The organism is Actinomyces sp. oral taxon 448 str. F0400, from assembly GCF_000220835.1.
GTDB lineage: Bacteria > Actinomycetota > Actinomycetes > Actinomycetales > Actinomycetaceae > Actinomyces.
In genome coordinates, this window is sequence record NZ_GL985606.1 from 424,416 (window position 1) to 440,464 (window position 16,049).

The 16,049-nt window shown below is 69.9% G+C and carries 12 protein-coding genes; 7 read left to right on the top strand and 5 right to left on the bottom strand.

The window, feature by feature from the left end:
- The first annotated feature begins 9 nt into the window (after positions 1 to 9).
- Entirely contained in the window at positions 10 to 2,985 is a 2,976-nt protein-coding gene (locus HMPREF9062_RS01895; RefSeq protein ID WP_009748315.1) for an MMPL family transporter, read from the top strand.
- Complete coding sequence (locus tag HMPREF9062_RS01900; protein WP_009748316.1) at positions 2,982 to 5,876, top strand: hypothetical protein; 2,895 nt, start codon at positions 2,982 to 2,984, stop codon at positions 5,874 to 5,876. Before HMPREF9062_RS01895 ends, HMPREF9062_RS01900 begins: the two co-directional genes overlap by 4 nt.
- Before the next feature lie 76 nt (positions 5,877 to 5,952).
- Here the strand turns inward: HMPREF9062_RS01900 and HMPREF9062_RS01905 are convergent, their stop codons facing one another.
- Complete coding sequence (locus HMPREF9062_RS01905; protein WP_034254512.1) at positions 5,953 to 6,444, bottom strand: S-ribosylhomocysteine lyase; 492 nt, start codon at positions 6,442 to 6,444, stop codon at positions 5,953 to 5,955.
- Positions 6,445 to 6,626: 182 nt separating this feature from the next.
- Between HMPREF9062_RS01905 and HMPREF9062_RS01910 the strand changes: the two genes are divergently transcribed.
- The gene (locus tag HMPREF9062_RS01910; RefSeq protein WP_050795301.1) at positions 6,627 to 7,019 is read left to right on the top strand and encodes a YvaD family protein; all 393 of its coding nucleotides are present in this window, start codon (positions 6,627 to 6,629) and stop codon (positions 7,017 to 7,019) included.
- Positions 7,020 to 7,101: 82 nt separating this feature from the next.
- Here HMPREF9062_RS01910 and HMPREF9062_RS01915 read toward each other — a convergent pair whose 3' ends face one another.
- Complete coding sequence (locus HMPREF9062_RS01915) at positions 7,102 to 7,647, bottom strand: TetR/AcrR family transcriptional regulator (protein WP_009748319.1); 546 nt, start codon at positions 7,645 to 7,647, stop codon at positions 7,102 to 7,104.
- 152 nt (positions 7,648 to 7,799) lie between these two features.
- Here HMPREF9062_RS01915 and HMPREF9062_RS01920 point away from each other — a divergent pair, with 152 nt between their 5' ends.
- The 4 genes from HMPREF9062_RS01920 (at position 7,800) to HMPREF9062_RS01935 (ending at position 12,166) form a co-directional block, all read left to right on the top strand.
- Positions 7,800 to 8,135, top strand: coding sequence for a DMT family transporter (locus tag HMPREF9062_RS01920; RefSeq protein WP_009748320.1), 336 nt, complete (start codon positions 7,800 to 7,802; stop codon positions 8,133 to 8,135).
- Positions 8,136 to 8,236: 101 nt separating this feature from the next.
- Positions 8,237 to 9,070, top strand: coding sequence for an alpha/beta fold hydrolase (locus HMPREF9062_RS01925; protein WP_009748321.1), 834 nt, complete (start codon positions 8,237 to 8,239; stop codon positions 9,068 to 9,070).
- Positions 9,071 to 9,380: 310 nt separating this feature from the next.
- The gene (locus HMPREF9062_RS01930) at positions 9,381 to 10,556 is read left to right on the top strand and encodes an AI-2E family transporter (RefSeq protein ID WP_009748322.1); all 1,176 of its coding nucleotides are present in this window, start codon (positions 9,381 to 9,383) and stop codon (positions 10,554 to 10,556) included.
- Between the two features lie 116 nt (positions 10,557 to 10,672).
- Positions 10,673 to 12,166, top strand: a complete 1,494-nt coding sequence (locus tag HMPREF9062_RS01935) for a CoA-acylating methylmalonate-semialdehyde dehydrogenase (protein ID WP_009748323.1) — start codon at positions 10,673 to 10,675, stop codon at positions 12,164 to 12,166.
- Positions 12,167 to 12,313: 147 nt separating this feature from the next.
- Here HMPREF9062_RS01935 and HMPREF9062_RS01940 read toward each other — a convergent pair whose 3' ends face one another.
- The 3 genes from HMPREF9062_RS01940 to HMPREF9062_RS01950 all read right to left on the bottom strand — a co-directional run bounded on the left by HMPREF9062_RS01940 (position 12,314) and on the right by HMPREF9062_RS01950 (position 15,564).
- On the bottom strand, positions 12,314 to 13,285 hold the full coding sequence (locus HMPREF9062_RS01940; protein ID WP_034253520.1) for an alpha/beta hydrolase family protein: 972 nt from the start codon (positions 13,283 to 13,285) through the stop codon (positions 12,314 to 12,316).
- A 137-nt stretch (positions 13,286 to 13,422) separates the two neighbouring features.
- Positions 13,423 to 14,367, bottom strand: coding sequence for an ROK family glucokinase (locus tag HMPREF9062_RS01945; protein ID WP_009748325.1), 945 nt, complete (start codon positions 14,365 to 14,367; stop codon positions 13,423 to 13,425).
- A 345-nt stretch (positions 14,368 to 14,712) separates the two neighbouring features.
- Entirely contained in the window at positions 14,713 to 15,564 is an 852-nt protein-coding gene (locus tag HMPREF9062_RS01950) for a DsbA family protein (protein WP_009748326.1), read from the bottom strand.
- Between the last annotated feature and the right edge of the window lie 485 nt (positions 15,565 to 16,049).

Below are 16,049 nucleotides of genomic sequence, written 5' to 3' on the forward strand. Positions count from 1 at the left end.
GGATCCCGGGTGTCCGCACTCCTGTACAGGTTCGGCCGCTGGTGCGCCGAACACGCCGTCCGGGTGCTGGCTGCCTGGCTCCTCATCATCCTCATGCTCGGTGGTGCCGTCGTGCTGACCGGCGGTAAGCTCAACAACACCTTCACCATCTCCGGCACCGAGTCCATGACGGGTCTGGACATCCTCGCCCAGCGCCTCCCCCAAGCGGCCGGCACCTCCGAACAGGTCCTCATCACCGCCGACGACGGTGACATCGAGAACCACCGCGACGCCGTCGACGGCTTCGTCCAGTCCGCCTCCGACCTCGACGGCGTCGCCCTGGTCTCCCAGCCCTTCGGCTCGGACGCCTCCGGCAGCACCCCGGCCACCGCTTCCACCGTCTCGGACGACGGCGCCCACGTTCTAATCCAGATCCAGGCCGACATCTCCGTGGGCAGCATGACCTCCGGGCAGACGGACAAGGCCGCTACTCTGTCCGAGGCTCTCGACGAGCTCGTCGCCGCCACTGAGGCGGGCGACCCCGATCTGTCCATCCAGCTCGGCGGTACCATCGGCGAGAGCGCCGATATCGGGCTGGGCCCCACCGAGCTCATCGGCGTCGGGATCGCGGCCGTCGTCCTGCTGGCCACCTTCGGTTCGGTCGTGGCCGCCGGCGCCCCGCTGGTGGCGGCCTTCATCGGCGTCGGAGTCGGCATGCTCGGCATCCTGCTGGCCGCCAGCGCGACCTCCATCAACTCCACCACCCCGGTGCTGGCCGTCATGATCGGCCTGGCCGTCGGCATCGACTACGCCCTGTTCATCATCTCCCGCGCCCGCGAGTACCTCGCCGACGGCGTGGCCCCCGATGAGGCCGCCGGACGGGCTGTAGCCACCTCCGGGTCCGCTGTCGTCTTCGCGGGCACCACCGTCATCCTCGCCCTGTGCGGCTTGTCCGTGGCCCGCATCCCCTTCCTGACCGTCATGGGCGTGGCCAGCGCCGCCGTGGTGGCGGTCGCCGTCGCGGTCGCCCTGAGCGTCGTGCCCGCCCTCATCGGCGTGGCCGGCACTCGGATGCGTCCGAGTCGTCGACGCGTCGGGACCGGCGGCCGCAGCGCCGACCGTCGCGACATCGGGGCCCGGCGCGGTGGCCGCCGTGCCGGGAGCGGCCGGACCGCCGCCCGCTCCCCCGCCTCCCGGCGCTGGGTGGGCCTGGTGACCCGCCGTCCGTGGGCCACCATCGCCGTCGTCGTCGTGATCCTGGGGACGGCGGCCGTCCCCGCCAGGAGTCTGCACCTGGCCCTGACCGACGACGGCTTCGCCAACAAGGGCACCGAGCAGCGCGAGACCTACGACGCCATCGCCCGGGTCTACGGCCCCGGCTACAACTCGCCCATCATTGTCATCGCCGACATCGTCACCACCACCGATCCCGTCGGCGTCGTCGACGACCTTGCCGACGACCTCAGCTCTCTGCCCGGTGTCGCCTCCATCGCCCTGGCCACCCCCAATGAGGACGGCTCGCTGGGACTCGTCCAGATCCGCCCCGACGCCGGGCAGGCCGACGAGCAGACCATGGACCTGGTGCGCGCCATCCGCTCCCGCGCCACCGATTACGAGGATCGGTACGGCATCACCGATGTCATGGTCACCGGGCAGACCGCCGTCGCCATCGACGTGTCGACCTCCCTGAACGCGGCGCTGCTGCCGTTCGGGATCGTCGTGGTCGGGTTGTCCGTCGTCCTACTCATGATCGTCTTCCGCTCGGTGGCGGTGCCGCTGACGGCTACGCTCGGCTACGTGCTCTCCCTGTCCGCGGGCATGGGCGCCGCCGGAGCGGTATGGGGGTGGGGCTGGATGGCCGACGCCCTCGGCGTGTCCAGGACCGGCGCGGTCATCTCCTTCATGCCCGTCATCGTCATGGGCGTGCTCTTCGGCCTGGCCATGGACTACGAGGTGTTCCTCGTCTCGCGCATGCGTGAGGAGTGGATCCGCGGCCAGGGCCGTCCTGATGACGCCCGACGCGCCGTCGAGTCGGGCTTCACCGGCTCCGCGGTCGTCGTCGGCGCCGCCGCTCTCATCATGACCGGCGTTTTCGCCGCTTTCGTCCCCAGTCACAACGTCTACGTCAAACCCATCGCCGTCGCCCTGACCGCGGGCATCGCCGCGGATGCCTTCATCGTGCGCATGACTCTCATCCCCGCGGTCATGGCCGCCCTGGGGCCCAGGGCCTGGTGGCTGCCCCGGTGGCTGGAGCGCCAGCTTCCGGTCATCGACGTCGAGGGCGAGGGGCTCGAGCGCACCCTCGAGCATGAGAGGTGGACGGCCGCCCACGGTGATGTCGTCCTGCGCGCCCGGGCGGTCACCCTCGCCGACGCCGTCGGCGCAGCCGTACGCGACCTGGACCTGACGGTAGCTCCCGGTGAGGTCGCCCTCGTGCGCGCCGCCACCCCGCTGGCCCGCCGGGCGCTGGCCGCCGCCATCGGCGGGCGCCTCCAGCCGACGAGCGGCGTCCTTGTCGTCGACGGCCACGTGCTGCCCGACGGCACCGCTTTCATCCAGACCGTCACCACCTCCGTGCACGCCTACGACGACGATGTCGCCCCGCACGTGCGCATCGTCGTCGTCGACGATCCCGGCGGCAGGCGCTGGCAGCGCGTGGCCGAGCTCGCTGCCGACGGCGTCGCCGTCGTCGTTACCGGCGGCGCCGACATGCCCTCGGTCGCACCCGTCGACGTCGATCCCGCTTCGATCGTCGACATCGCCTCCGACGGATCGGCGCACACCCGCCGCGCCCCCGAGCGCCGCGCCGTGGCCCCGGCGCAGGCCGACCGATCGCCGTCCGAGGGCGAGAGCCCCGGCGACCCGGGCATCGCCGGCCTCGACGGCCCGTACAGCCCCGACACTCCGGGCGGCCCGGATGCCCCGAACGCCCCGAGCACGGTCCGGCGCGCGCGCCGGACCCGGCCCACCCTGGAAGGAATCGAAGGAACCGAGGTCTCCTCATGACACGACGCTCCATTATTCTGGCCATCCTCGTCATTCTCGTCCCGGCGCTCGCCGGCTTCATGGTCGTCTCCGCCGCGACCGCGCCCAAGGCGAAGGCGGCCTCCATCCCCGCGGCCGTCGTCAATCTCGACTCGCCCGCCACCACCTCCGACGGCACCACCATGCCCGCCGGCCGACTGCTGCTCGGCCGCTTGACCGACCCCGACGCGGCTCTGACCGCCTCCTCCTCCACCGGCGCCACCACCGACACCCTGGACTACTCGGTCGTGACGGCCGACGCCGCCGCTCAGGGTCTGTCCGATGGTACGTACGACGTTGTCATCACCATCCCCGAAGGCTTCAGCCAGGCCGTCGTCGACACCCTCGGCGGCACCCCGAGCGACGCCACCGTCGACGTCCAGACCAACGGCACCGCCTCCCCCGAGGTCGGTGCCGCCAGTCAGGAGATCGTCTCCGCGGCCGCCGCCTCCCTGGGCACGACCGTCTCCGTCGCCTACCTCAACGCGTCGCTGACGTCGCTGAGCGACATGAAGGATCAGCTCGGCCGGGCGGCCGGCGGTGCCGATCGACTGTCCACCGGTGCGGACTCTCTGGAGTCGGGCGCCGACGACCTGAGCACCGGCGCCGACCAGGCCTCCCAGGGCGCCACGACGCTGGCGGACGGGCTGAACCGGCTGGAGTCGGGCGCCGACGAGCTGGCCGACGGGACCTCCTCGGCCTCCTCGGGGGCCGCGGACCTGTCCGACGGTGCGTCGAGTTTGTCGTCGGGGGCTTCGACGTTGGCCGATGGTGCGGATTCGGTGGATTCGGGTGCGTCGAGTTTGTCGTCGGGGGCTTCGACGTTGGCCGATGGTGCGGATTCGGTGGATTCGGGTGCGTCGAGTCTGTCGTCCGGAGCTTCGACGCTGGCCGACGGCGCGGCCACGGTGGACTCCGGTGCGAGCACCCTGGCCACCGGCACTTCGAACCTCTCCACCGGCGTGGACTCCTACGTCACCGGCGTCACCGGGGCCCGCGATGCCCTGACCGTCCCCCAGAACGGCGCCGCCGCCTCCCTGGTCGACGGCGCGGCCCAGCTGGCGGGCGGCGTGGACTCCTACACCTCCGGCGTCGACCAGCTGCACCAGAGGCTGACCGCGACGGATCCGGCCACGGGCACGAACCTGGTGACGGGCGCGTCCTCGCTCGCCGACGGGGCGAACCGGCTGGAGGGCGGCATCGACTCCTACACCTCCGGCGTCGACACCCTGGCCTCTCAGGCGAATCAGGCCGGCACGGGGCTGGAGACCGCCTACCGGCAGTGCGTCTCCGACCACGGCGAGCAGGACGCCACCTGCCAGTACCTGGCGGCGAGCACGGCCGGCATGGGCCGGAGCACCGACGTCTACGACCCCGCCACGGGTGCCAACACCGACGGGTCGCGGGCCACCATGCTCGGTGTTCTCAACACCCTGAGTTCGACAGCCCCAGGTTCCCCGCGCGCCGGGCTCACCTCGGGCGCTTCCGAGGTCGCCACTGGCGCGTCCGGGCTATCGAAGGCGATCGGCACCGACCCCTCGTCCACCGACCCGACGACCGTGGTCGGCGCCCTGGGAGCGCTGTCCGACCAGTCGGAGACCCTGTCCGACGCCGCCTCCGCCGTCAGCACCGGTCTGGGCGGCTCCACCGACCTCTACGACCCGACCGACCCCTCCAGCGCAACCCTGGCCGGAGTCCTCAACACCCTCGTCAGCCAGGGCTCCAACCTGACGGCCGGCGCCTCGAATCTGTCCAGCGGGGCCAGCACCCTGTCGGGCGGGGCCAGTACTCTGTCGTCGAGCGCCTCCACCCTGTCGTCGGGCGCGAGCAGCCTGTCGGGCGGGACCTCGCGGCTGTCCACCGGAGCGAACAGTCTGTCCAACGGCGCCAGCACGCTCGCGGACGGCACGTCGCAGTTGTCGTCGGGCGCGAGCAGTCTGTCCACCGGGGCCACCCGACTGTCCGGCGGCGCCGACACCCTCTCCCAGGGCCTGTCCCGACTCGAGACGGGCGCGTCCTCGCTCGCCGCCGGCACCACCTCGGCGGCCGATGGAGCCACCACTTTGTCCGACGGCGTGAGCAGCCTGTCCTCCGGCGCCACCCAGCTGTCTGACGGGGCGAGCACCCTGTCCACCGGAGCCGACGACCTGTCCACCGGACTGAGCACCGCTGAGGATTCCGTCCCCTCCTACACCGATCAGCAGGCCGCCGACCTGGCCGCCGCGCTGGCTCAGCCGGTCAGCGTCGATACGAGCGCGGCGGGTTCCGCCCGACCGGAGACCTCGGCGGCCCCCGCCGCCATCGCCATCGCTTCGTGGATCGGAGCGCTCGTCGTCGTCTCCGGGCTGGGGCTGATGACCCGGCGCCGGGTCGAGGCCCCGATGAGTCCGGCTCGTCTTGCCGGCGCTTCGCTGAAGCCGGCCGTCGGTCTGGCCCTGGTTCAGGCGCCCGTGCTGATCGGCGTCGTCGTTCTGGCCGGGGCCCGTACGGGGTCCGTCGGACCAGCCGTGCTGCTGACCGCCGTCGGCGCGGTCGCGATGACAGTGCTGCACGCGGCCCTCATGGCGGTCTTCGGGCCGCGCGGAGGGGCGGCGGTCTCCCTCCTGGCCCTCGTCGCTCAGGGCGTGCTGGTTCTGGGCGGAAGTGCGGCGCGGGCGAGCGGTGCGCTTCTGGTGGCACCTGTCGGCGTGCTCCATTCGGCGCTGTCGGGCCTCATGCTGGGTACGGTCGGCGAGGGCGTGAGTGCCGCCACGGCGGTCCTCCTGGCGTGGGCCGCGGCCTCGGCCCTGGCCATGACCCTGGCGGTACGACGTCGACGGAGCACATCGGTCGAAGCGCTGCGGCGCGAGCTCGCCGAGCCGCAGGGCGCCTGAGCAGGCGCGCATCGCTCCCGCCCCGGCGCCCCGTCGTCGAGATCGACATTTCGGCACGAGATCGACGTCGCCGCCGTCAATCTCGGCTCGGCATGTCGATCTCGACGACGGACCACTCATCGCGCGCCGCGAGGAAGTCCCGCACGGCCGCCTGTGCGGCTTCCAAAGAGTGGTTGGCGCCCCAGCCGCACTGCACCTCGTTGGCGGCGGGCACCTCGGTGGCCGTCAGGATGTCGCGGAAGGTCGCCTCCAGCAACGGCAGGAACTCGGCCGGCTCCAGACCCAGGGTCAGGGCGTAGAAGCCGGTCTGGCAGCCCATCGGACCCCAGTCGATGAGCCGGTCGGTGTGATTCCTCATGAGCTCGGCGGTCAGGTGCTCGATGGAGTGAACCGCCGTCATCTCCAGGTGCTCGCGATTGGGCTGGCAGAAGCGCACGTCGTACTTGACCAGCTCGTCGCCGCCCGGCAGGCGTTTGCGGTCGGCGATGCGCACGAAGGGCGCGACGACCCGCGTGTGGTCGAGGTTGAAGGATTCCACGTTCATCCGGTGCGTGCTCCGCTCGCTCATGTCGTCAGCATAGACCTGTGGGCCGACCCACATTCACAAGTAAACCGGACGACCGGTATAGTTGTCGTCGAATGCGCCCCGGGAGGTCCTCGTCGGCTTCGGTCGCCGCACCAGGGAAGGCCCGCCGGGCCTTTGGGGAATGAGGTCCTGCGCGAGGATCATCGCACGAATCGGGAGGGATGATGCGTCACGCCAGGGTCGTGCTCGTGGTCGTGGATGTCTGCTTGATGGCCTACTGGGCGGCGACCGCGATGCATCTCATTCCGCTCGACAAAGCTTTCAAGGACTACGAGGACGCCACCATCCAGGCCTGGAACTGGTCCTTCCTCCCCCTGGACTCTCTAGCCGCGACGCTCGGTTGCTGGGGGACGCACCTCGTCGGCAGGGGGCGGCCGTTCGGGAGGGAGATCCTGATAGTCGGGCTGACCCTCACTTTCTGCGCGGGACTCATGGCCGTGTCCTTCTGGGCGCTCTACGGGGACATTAACCTCGGGTGGTGGGCGCCGAATATCATGCTGATGATCGTTCCGTGCGTTGTGTGCGGGACACTCCTCCGCGAGGATCCTCACCGGTAGTCGACCGGACATGGATCCGGTCTGCTCCGGTCTGCTCCGACGCCGCTCGACCCGACCGGCCCCGCCGGACCAGTCGGTCCGTTCAGCCCTTCCGGTAGGGCCTGACCATCTCCTTGAGGAGCTCGATGGTCTTGGCACGGGAGTTCTGGCTGGGGGCGGCGAGTTGCAACGTGTCGGCCAACCAGAGCCCGTCCACGGCGTAGCGCACAGTGGAGACGACGTGAGGCGGAATTCCGTCGGAGTGCAGGCGCTCGTTCCAGCCGTCGTACTTCCGGCGCAGGAGCCCCAGCGCCTCCGAGTTGACGATGACGGCGGCGAGCATCGCTATCACCCCTCGGGACGCCGGGCCGTCGGACCTGCTCGCCGACTGGATGTAGGCCTCGACGGCCGAGCCCGGAGAGCCGTCCGCCGCCTCGAGGAGACGATCGAACTCCTGGGTGTACCTCTCGATCAGCCCCTCGACGAGTTCCTGCTTCGACGCGAAGTGGTAGAAGAGGCCGCCCTTACTGATACGCGCCTCCTCGGCCACGGACGCGATCGTCAGGCGATCCCCTCCATCGCGGACCAGGACTCTCTGCGCCGCGTCGAGGATCCTGTCACGAGTGAGGGTCTGCTGAGATTCCGGCACCGAATCGCCCTCCTCGTGCTTCCCCTTGCGACGTGCTTTCCAATCTCAGCCTACAGGTACTGCGGGGCCGGGCAAGGGCCTGCGCGACGAACGCGGAGCGTTCGACGGGATGGACGACATTGTGATACCGGACGTCCGGTATAGTCATCTGCATGCACATCTGGTTCTTGCTGACCGCCATCGGCGCCGAGGTGCTGGCGACGAGCTCACTGCGCGCTGCGACGGCCGCCGCGGCGGCGTGGATCTGGTGGGTGATCGCCGTCTGCGGGTACGGGGCGTCGTTCGCCCTCTTCTTCGCCGCGTTGCGTCACGGTGCGCCGCTGGCGGAGTCATACGCCGTGTGGGCGGGTCTGGGGGTGGCCGCCACGGCGGTCGTCGGCTGGTTGGTGTTCTCGGAGAGAATGTCGTTCGCCGTGATCACCGGCATAGGTCTGGTCGTCTCGGGCGTTCTTCTCATCGAGCTGTGCGGGCGCGGAGGCCATTCCTGATCCGATGTGATCCGATGGCGTCGCGGCTCCCGCCGGTTGCGACGGCCGCGGGCACGCGCGACCACAGGACGTAGGACCGGACGGAGGGGCAGGATGAGGGCATGAGTCATCCTCTCGCCCGCATCACCGCCGGGCCCGTCGACGCCCCCACCCTGGTGCTCCTCCACGGGATCACGGCGTCGGCGCTCTCCCAGACAGACGCCATCGACCACTGGACCGCCCTGGGCTACCGGGTGGTCGCCGTCGACGCCCGCGGCCACGGTCTGTCACCGCGCTGGGCGCCGCAGGAGCTGGAGCGCGCCGGTGAGGTCCTCGTCGACGACGCCGTCGCGGTCCTGGAGGATCTCCTCGTCCAGGACCGCGGTCGGCGCGCCCTGGGGCTGCCCGCAACCGACCCGCCCGTCGTCATCGGCCACTCCATGGGTGCGGCCACCGCCATGGTGGTCGCGGCGCGCCGCCCCGAGCTGCTCACCGGCGTCGTACTGGCGGACCCGGCCCGTTACGGCTCCCGCAGCCCGGCCGAGCTGCTGGCCCGCGGGGCCGCGCGCGAACGGGCCCGCGCCGCTGAGCTCGCCGATCCGCCCGCAGCGGTGAGGCGGGCGCTGGCCGACGCCGAGATTCCCGACTCCGAGGCGGTCGTAGGGGTGTGGGCCGGCCAGCGCATGGACCCCGCGCTGCTGCGCACCGGCGTCGTCGCCCCGGAGGCCGAGTGGGCGGAGACGATGGCGGCACTGGCCGTCCCCGCGCTCCTGGTCACCGGCGACCGGCCCGGCGCGGCGCGCGTGGGGCCCGAGGGACTGGAGGTCGTGAAGCGAATCGCGAACCCGCACGTGACGACGGCGCTCGTGCCGGGGGCCGCCCACGACGTGCGGCGCAGTCGACCCGACGGGTTCTACGCCGTCGTCGATCCCTGGCTGGCCGACCACCTGCGGTGAACGACCAATCCCGAGCGTGAGTCGGACGGGAGCGGTCGGGTGGGCGGCGGCCCCGTAACGGGACTCGAGCCGGACGCGTAAGATCGACCCGGCTCGGCAAAGGCGCCGAGCTTCCTTGAGAGCCCGCGGGGCTGGTCGCCGGATCACCGGCGCCCATCAGATCCTCGCCCGCCTTCTCCATCGGCCGGTTCGCCTCTCTGATCGTTCCCACACCTCGCGCACAGGACGGCTCGCCCCGTCCGCCGACGGAACGCGCCGTGCAGGGGGCGGGCGCGGCGGGGCGACCGCCTCCCCGTGGGAGGATGCGTCCATGAGTGACACCTGTGCACCCGCCCGAGGATACGAGTCCGCAACCACTGGTCGACTTCAGGGCGAGTCCATCGCGATCACCATCGCCACCCTCGTCATCAGTGGCGTCGGTGTCTACTGCGCGCGCGACCTGATCGGGCCCGCCTTCTTCGCCCTCACACTGGTCATCACCGTCCGCCCCCTGGTGAGCCTGGCCAGCCGTCACCACGTGCCCCGACCGGTGTCCGCCATCGGCGCGATCCTCCTCATCTACGCCTTCGTGCTGGCGATGTTCGCGGCTCTGGGCGTGGCCGTCATCCAGCTCATCGACACCCTGCCCGATTACACGGCCAAGTTCCAGACGATCTGGCATAACTCGCAGACCCTCCTGGAGCGCTTCGGCGTGGACTGGTCCTCACTGTTCGACCAGATCTCGAAGGCGGTGGACACGAGCCGCATCGTCATGGTGGCTCAGGGGCTCCTCTCCCAGATCAGCAGCCTCGGCTCCATCCTCAGCGTCATGGCGCTGACGGTCATCTTCCTCATGTTCGACATGTCCCGCATTGAGGCGCGCGCCCGGGCGCTGACGATCCTCAAGCCCGGCATCGCCGCCGCGCTCGCGGACTTCGCCGGAGCGGTGCGCTCCTACTGGCTGGTCTCGACGATCTTCGGCCTGATCGTGGCGGTGCTCGACGCCGTCGCTCTGGGCCTGCTCGGGGTGCCCATGGCGGTGACATGGGGCGTGCTGTCGTTCATCACGAACTACATCCCCAATATCGGCTTCTTCATCGGCGTCATTCCGCCGGCTCTGCTGGCCCTGGTGGACTCGGGGCCGTGGACGGCCCTGTGGGTGATCGTCATCTACTCCGTTCTCAACTTCGTCATCCAGTCCCTCATTCAGCCTAAGTTCACCGGTGACGCCGTGGGTCTGAACACGACGACGACCTTCCTGTCCCTGCTCCTGTGGAGCCAGGTCATCGGTGCGCTCGGGGCGATCTTGGCGGTGCCGCTGACGCTGTTCGTCAAATGCATGCTCATCGACTCCGACGACCGCTCGCGCTGGGTGAGCATCTTCCTGTCGGCCGGTGACAATCCGGTGCTGCGGCCCGACGAGCTCGACCCTGATGTCGTCGAGGAGCTCGATCTGGATGGCGCCGACGTGCGGGAGTCGGTCGTCCGGCGCGTGAACGACGAGTGAATATCACGACATATGTAATGACAAAGTGACAGGAAGGCCCTATGCTGGTCCTCGTCGCGGATGTCCGGTCGCGCGACTGTCGACGAAGACGCCCGGAGGGTGCGAGGAGAGTGCGAATGAAGACGATTCCCCACTGGATCAACGGCCAGTACTACGAGGGCAGCCCCACCGGGCGCTTCGAGGTGGAGAACCCGGGCACGGGCGATATCGAGGCGGAGCTTCTCCAGGCCTCGGACGCCGATCTCGATCACGCGGTCGACGTCGCCCGTCGCGCCCAGAAGGAGTGGGCCCGGGTGCCGCTGGCCAAGCGCACGGCCATCATGTTCCGCATGCGTCAGCTCGTCCTGGACCATCAGGACGAGATGGCTCGCATGATCGTGGCCGAGCACGGCAAGAACTACTCCGACGCCGTCGGCGAGATCCAGCGCGGTCGCGAGACCCTCGACTTCGCCACCGCCATCAATGCGGCTCTCAAGGGCGAGTACTCCTTCGACGTGTCCACCGGCGTGGACATCCACACGCTCCGCCAGCCCGTGGGCGTGGTCGCCGGCATCTGCCCCTTCAACTTCCCGGCGATGGTGCCGATGTGGATGCACCCGCTGGCCATCGCCACCGGCAACGCCTTCATCCTCAAGCCGGCCTCCGCCACCCCGTCGGCCGCCCTGCTGACCGCCGAGCTCTACAAGAAGGCGGGTCTGCCCGACGGCGTCTTCAACGTCGTCTCCGGCAACCGCACCATGGTCTCCAAAGTGCTCGAGCACCCCGGTATTGACGCCATCTCCTTCGTGGGTTCCACCCCCGTGGCTCACATCGTCCAGAACACGGGCATCACCCACGGCAAGCGCGTTCAGGCGCTGGGCGGGGCGAACAACCACGCCATCGTCATGCCCGACTCCGATCTGGACTTCGCCGCCCAGCACATCTCCGCCGCCGCTTTCGGCGCCGCCGGCGAGCGCTGCATGGCCCTGCCAGTCGTTGTCGCCGTCGGCGGCTGCGGTCCGGATCTGGCCCGCCGCGTCAAGGCCCACGCCGAGAGGATCAAGGTCGGCTACGGCATGGACGAGGGCGTCGAGATGGGGCCGGTCATCGACGCCAAGTCCAAGAAGTTCATCGTCGGTCTCATCGACGACGCCGAGGCCAAGGGCGCCGAGATCGTCCTCGATGGTCGCCCGCTGGTCATCCCCGGCCATGAGAAGGGCCACTTCCTCGGCCCGACCATCGTCGACAACGTCCCGCTGGAGTCCTCGCTCTACACCGAGGAGGTCTTCGGCCCGGTCCTGGCGATCGTCCACGCCGACACCTACGAGGAGGCCATCAGGCAGGTCAACTCCTCGCCGTTCGGCAACGGCGCTGCCGTCTTCACTAACGACGGCGGTGTGGCCCGCCGCTTCGAACTCGACGTCGAGGCCGGCATGGTGGGCATCAACGTGCCGATCCCCACCCCGGTGGCCTACTACTCCTTCGGCGGGTGGAAGGAGTCGCTCCTGGGTGACACCCACATCCATGGCCCCGAGGGCGTCCGGTTCTACACCCGGGCCAAGGCGGTCACCAGCCGCTGGCCCACGGAGAAGACCTACGCCGCCACTATGTCCTTCCAGCGCGAGGAGTGAGCGATTCGCGCCGTCATCGCCTTCGTCACGCCGCCCCGATCGGGCGGCGTGACGAAGGCGAGGCGGGTCGGGCGGTCCGCCTCGGGCCGCTCGGCTTCGGCCGGGCGACCGAGCCGGGCAGTCTGTCGGTCGGTCCGCCCCCGGGGCTCAGTCGCCCAGCATGCCGATCCGCTGCAGGTAGGCGGTCGTGCCTCCCATGGCCCGGTCCCACGCCTGCCCCGAGAAACCGTGACCCGCGCCGTCGATGGTGACGAGCTCGGCATCGGGGAAGGTGCGCACGGCCCGCTCGGAGTAACTGATGGGCGCGGTGGGGTCGGCGGTGCCGTGGACGATGAGGACCGGTGAGGGATAGCGGCCCATATCGGCGTACACGTCGTAGTCCCACATGTCCTCGGCGTAGATGCGGCCCAGGCTGTATCCCCCGAGGGTGACGGACTGGGGAACCTCGTCCAGGGAGGTGAAGACGTGGTGGAGGTCCTCGGTGATGGAGAAGGCCGGGTACCACAGCGCCAGTCCCGCTATCTCCTCCGGGTGGCGGGCGGCGGTGATGGTGCTGACCGTTCCGCCCTGGCTGACGCCCTGCAGAACGATTCGCCGAGGGTCAACGGCCTCCCAGCCGTCGGCGGCGGAGCGGGCGGCGGCCACGACGGCCTCGAGGTCGGCGACTTCGGTCATGACGGACATGCGCGTGGTGTCTCCGGCTTCAGGGCCGCCATTGCGGAAGGCGAAGCAGTAGGAGGCCAGTCCCAGTCCGGCGAGGGTCTGGGCCACCGAGTCGAGATCGTGGATGGAACCGACGAGCCCGTGGGAGCAGATGATCAGTGGGACAGGGTCGGCGATGGCGGGCACGTAGAGGCGGCCCGCCATGGCTTCCCCCTGGCTGATGACGGCCAGGTCGCGTCCCTCGTAGTCGTAGGACGGCAGGTCCGCCGGATCGACGACGTCGGGTGCGTTCGAGGCCGGAGGCGTCGGGCTCGCCACGCCGGTTGCGGAGTCGGCGGCGGTGGGCGCGCGGCCGGAGGATCCGTGCCCGCAGGCGGCGGCGCTCAAAATCGCGCCTGCTCCAGCTGTTCCCAGGACTGCGATGACGGCCCTGCGGCTGATCGTGGATGCGGACACACTCGTTCCTCTCCCGGCCCCGAACCGGAGCCGTGCTCCGCGCACACTACAGCCTCGGCGGATAAGTGAGCATATTCGTCGGGGGGCGACGCGGCGGCTGCTCGTCGGATCTCAGGGGGGCGGCGGATCCGGGCGGGTCAGTCCTGTCGAGCGAGATCGGCGGCGCCGATGAGGCCGGCCTCCTGCCCGGCGCTGGAGATGATTACGGGGATGGCGGGGCGGTGGATGCGGGCGGTCAGGTGCTGGGTGAAGCTCTTGCGCACGGGCGTCAGAAGGATGTCACCGGCCTCAGTCAGGCCGCCGGCGAGCACGATGACCTCGGGATCGAGAACGGCGCACAGGTCGGCCAGGCCGATGCCCAGGGCGTCGCCCAGGCGGGCGTAGCACTCCAGGGCGGCGGGATCGTCCTCGCGGGCGGCGGCGGTGACGGCCTTGCCGGAGATCCTGTTGGCATCCCCGCCGGAGAGTTCGATGATGCGGGCGGCGTAGTCGGGGCGGAATGTGGCCAGCTCCCAGCCGTTGACACCCAAGGCGGTGCCCGAGCCGTAGCGCTCCAGGCACCCTCGCAGGCCGCAACCGCAGGGGCGCCCGTCGGGGACGATGGTGATGTGGCCGACTTCGGCGGCGAAGCCGGCGGCGCCGCGCACGAGGCGGCCGTCGATGATGACGGCACCGCCCACGCCGGTGCCCAGGGTGATGACGAGGACGTTGGCCTTGCCCGCCGCGGCGCCGAACCGGGCCTCGGCCCAGCCGGCGGCGTTGGCGTCGTTCTCGACGACGACACGCTTGCCGGTGCGCTCGGCGACTTCGTCGGCGATGCGCGCCCCGGTCCAGTCGAGGTTGGTGCCGTGGACCATGGTGTTGCGATCCGAGGAGGTGAAGCCGGCGGCGCCGACGCCGATGGTGGGGGCGTCGTAGTGGACGGCGAGTTCGTTGACCACGTCGGCGATGGTGGTGAAGATGGCGTTGCGGGCGGTGGCCGGTGACCGCCTGTGCAGTGTGGCGAGAACCGCGCCGTCCTCATCGACCACCCCCGCTGCGATCTTCGTGCCGCCGACGTCTACGCCAATACTCAGTGCCATCGTTGCTCCTCGGGGTGGTGCCGGCGCCCGCCGGCGGGGTGTGAGACCGTTGAAGTATCTCAGGTTCCGGTGAAGTATCTCAGGTTCCGGCGCATCCGCTGCCAGCCCATCCGCTCTTGACGGCGGCGACCCGCAGGCCCGCGACACCGGGACCGCACGGCCGAGACCGCGCTCACACGGCCTTCGAACTCGCACCTGCCTTGACCTGAATGGGATCGAGCGCGTCTGAACTGTTGTTGTTGAAACCGGCCGGTGGAAACAATCCCCTCACTCGACGGGAGAATTACGATAGCGGATCGCTAAGCTTCCTCGGTCCTGTTGGTGACCGGCATCAAGAACAGAACTTCAGGAGGCATTGGTCGCCTGCTCGGCGATCGTAGCCCGTACGTAGTCGACCGGACGATACCCTGCGATGACAGCGTCATTGATAATGAGGAAAGGCGTCCCCTGGATGCCGAGAGAATGAGCATGATTCGTCGCCTCGGAAACCGCAGAAGCAGTGGCGGGGTCATTCATGTCCGCACGGAAGCGGTCGAGGTCGGGGACGCCCGCCTGCTGGGCGAAGTCCACAAGCGAGTCCTCGGTGTAATCAGGATGGGCCTGAGGATCGGCAGCGGCGTAGACGACGTCGTGGAACTCCCAGAACTTTCCCTGATTTCCAGCGGCGATCCCCGCCTGAGCGGCCAACGGAGACGTCTCAGTGATCTGCGCCAGATCACGCCACTCAATGCGCAACGTACCATCAGCCACCAGATCTTCCAGCTGGGGCTCGACCTCCTGGGCGAAGACCGTGCAGTACGGGCAGGCGAAATCGGAATACAACACCATGACCACCGGCGCATCCACCGACCCCTGGGCGCGAGGATCGTCCGGGTCACGAGTGATCTCATTGTGCGCGATCTCCAAAGACTGAGAATCCGTCAACGTCGGCGCAGACGTCCTCTCCGGCGTCGGCTCCGCCGTCGGAGAAGTGCCGGGCTCCGCTGCTGACGGCGGCGGCGCGGCCGACGATGTCGGAGGAGACGACGACGCCTCCATCGCCGACGGGCCCGACTTGCCGCGGGTCAGCAGAAGGGCGACGATAACGGCCACGAGAAGCGCCACGACAATAAGCAGGACGACGACGGTGCGGTTCCCCGACCGCTGCGGAGGAAACCCGGACGCGGCCGGCGGAGTGGGAGTCGGAGGGGTCGACATAGAAGCCAGTCTGTCAGACGTCGAACGCGACGTCGCCCGGCCACCGGGAGTGTCGACGTGCGATCCGAGCACAATCCGGAACACCTTGGGCCGCCGTGACCGCAACATCGGTCCGTCGGCCGGCATCCTCGTGAGCATTCCGTCTCGGGGTTGCGGCCGTGAGCGTGCTGGATCAGCGGACGGACCGCGGGTAGAAGGGGACGCTGGTCTGACCCCTGTGGTTCAGCGGTTTAGGTTGGTGTCGCGTTTTGTGGTGGGGCGGGTTCTGCGGTGGGGTGGGCGGGCGCGGCCGGGCTGTCGGCCGGTGGTGGGAGTGGGTCCTTGGCCCGGTGTGCTGGTGCCGCCGGCGGCCAGCAGGTTCTGTCCCCGGGACGAGGCCGCCGCACGCCCCGCCCCCGGGCCGGCAGGGCCGGTTGTCGCCGGCCGGCCGGCGGGGCCGGCAGCTGCGGGCCCTTCTCGTGCGGGTGGTGGGGGCACGGGCCCTT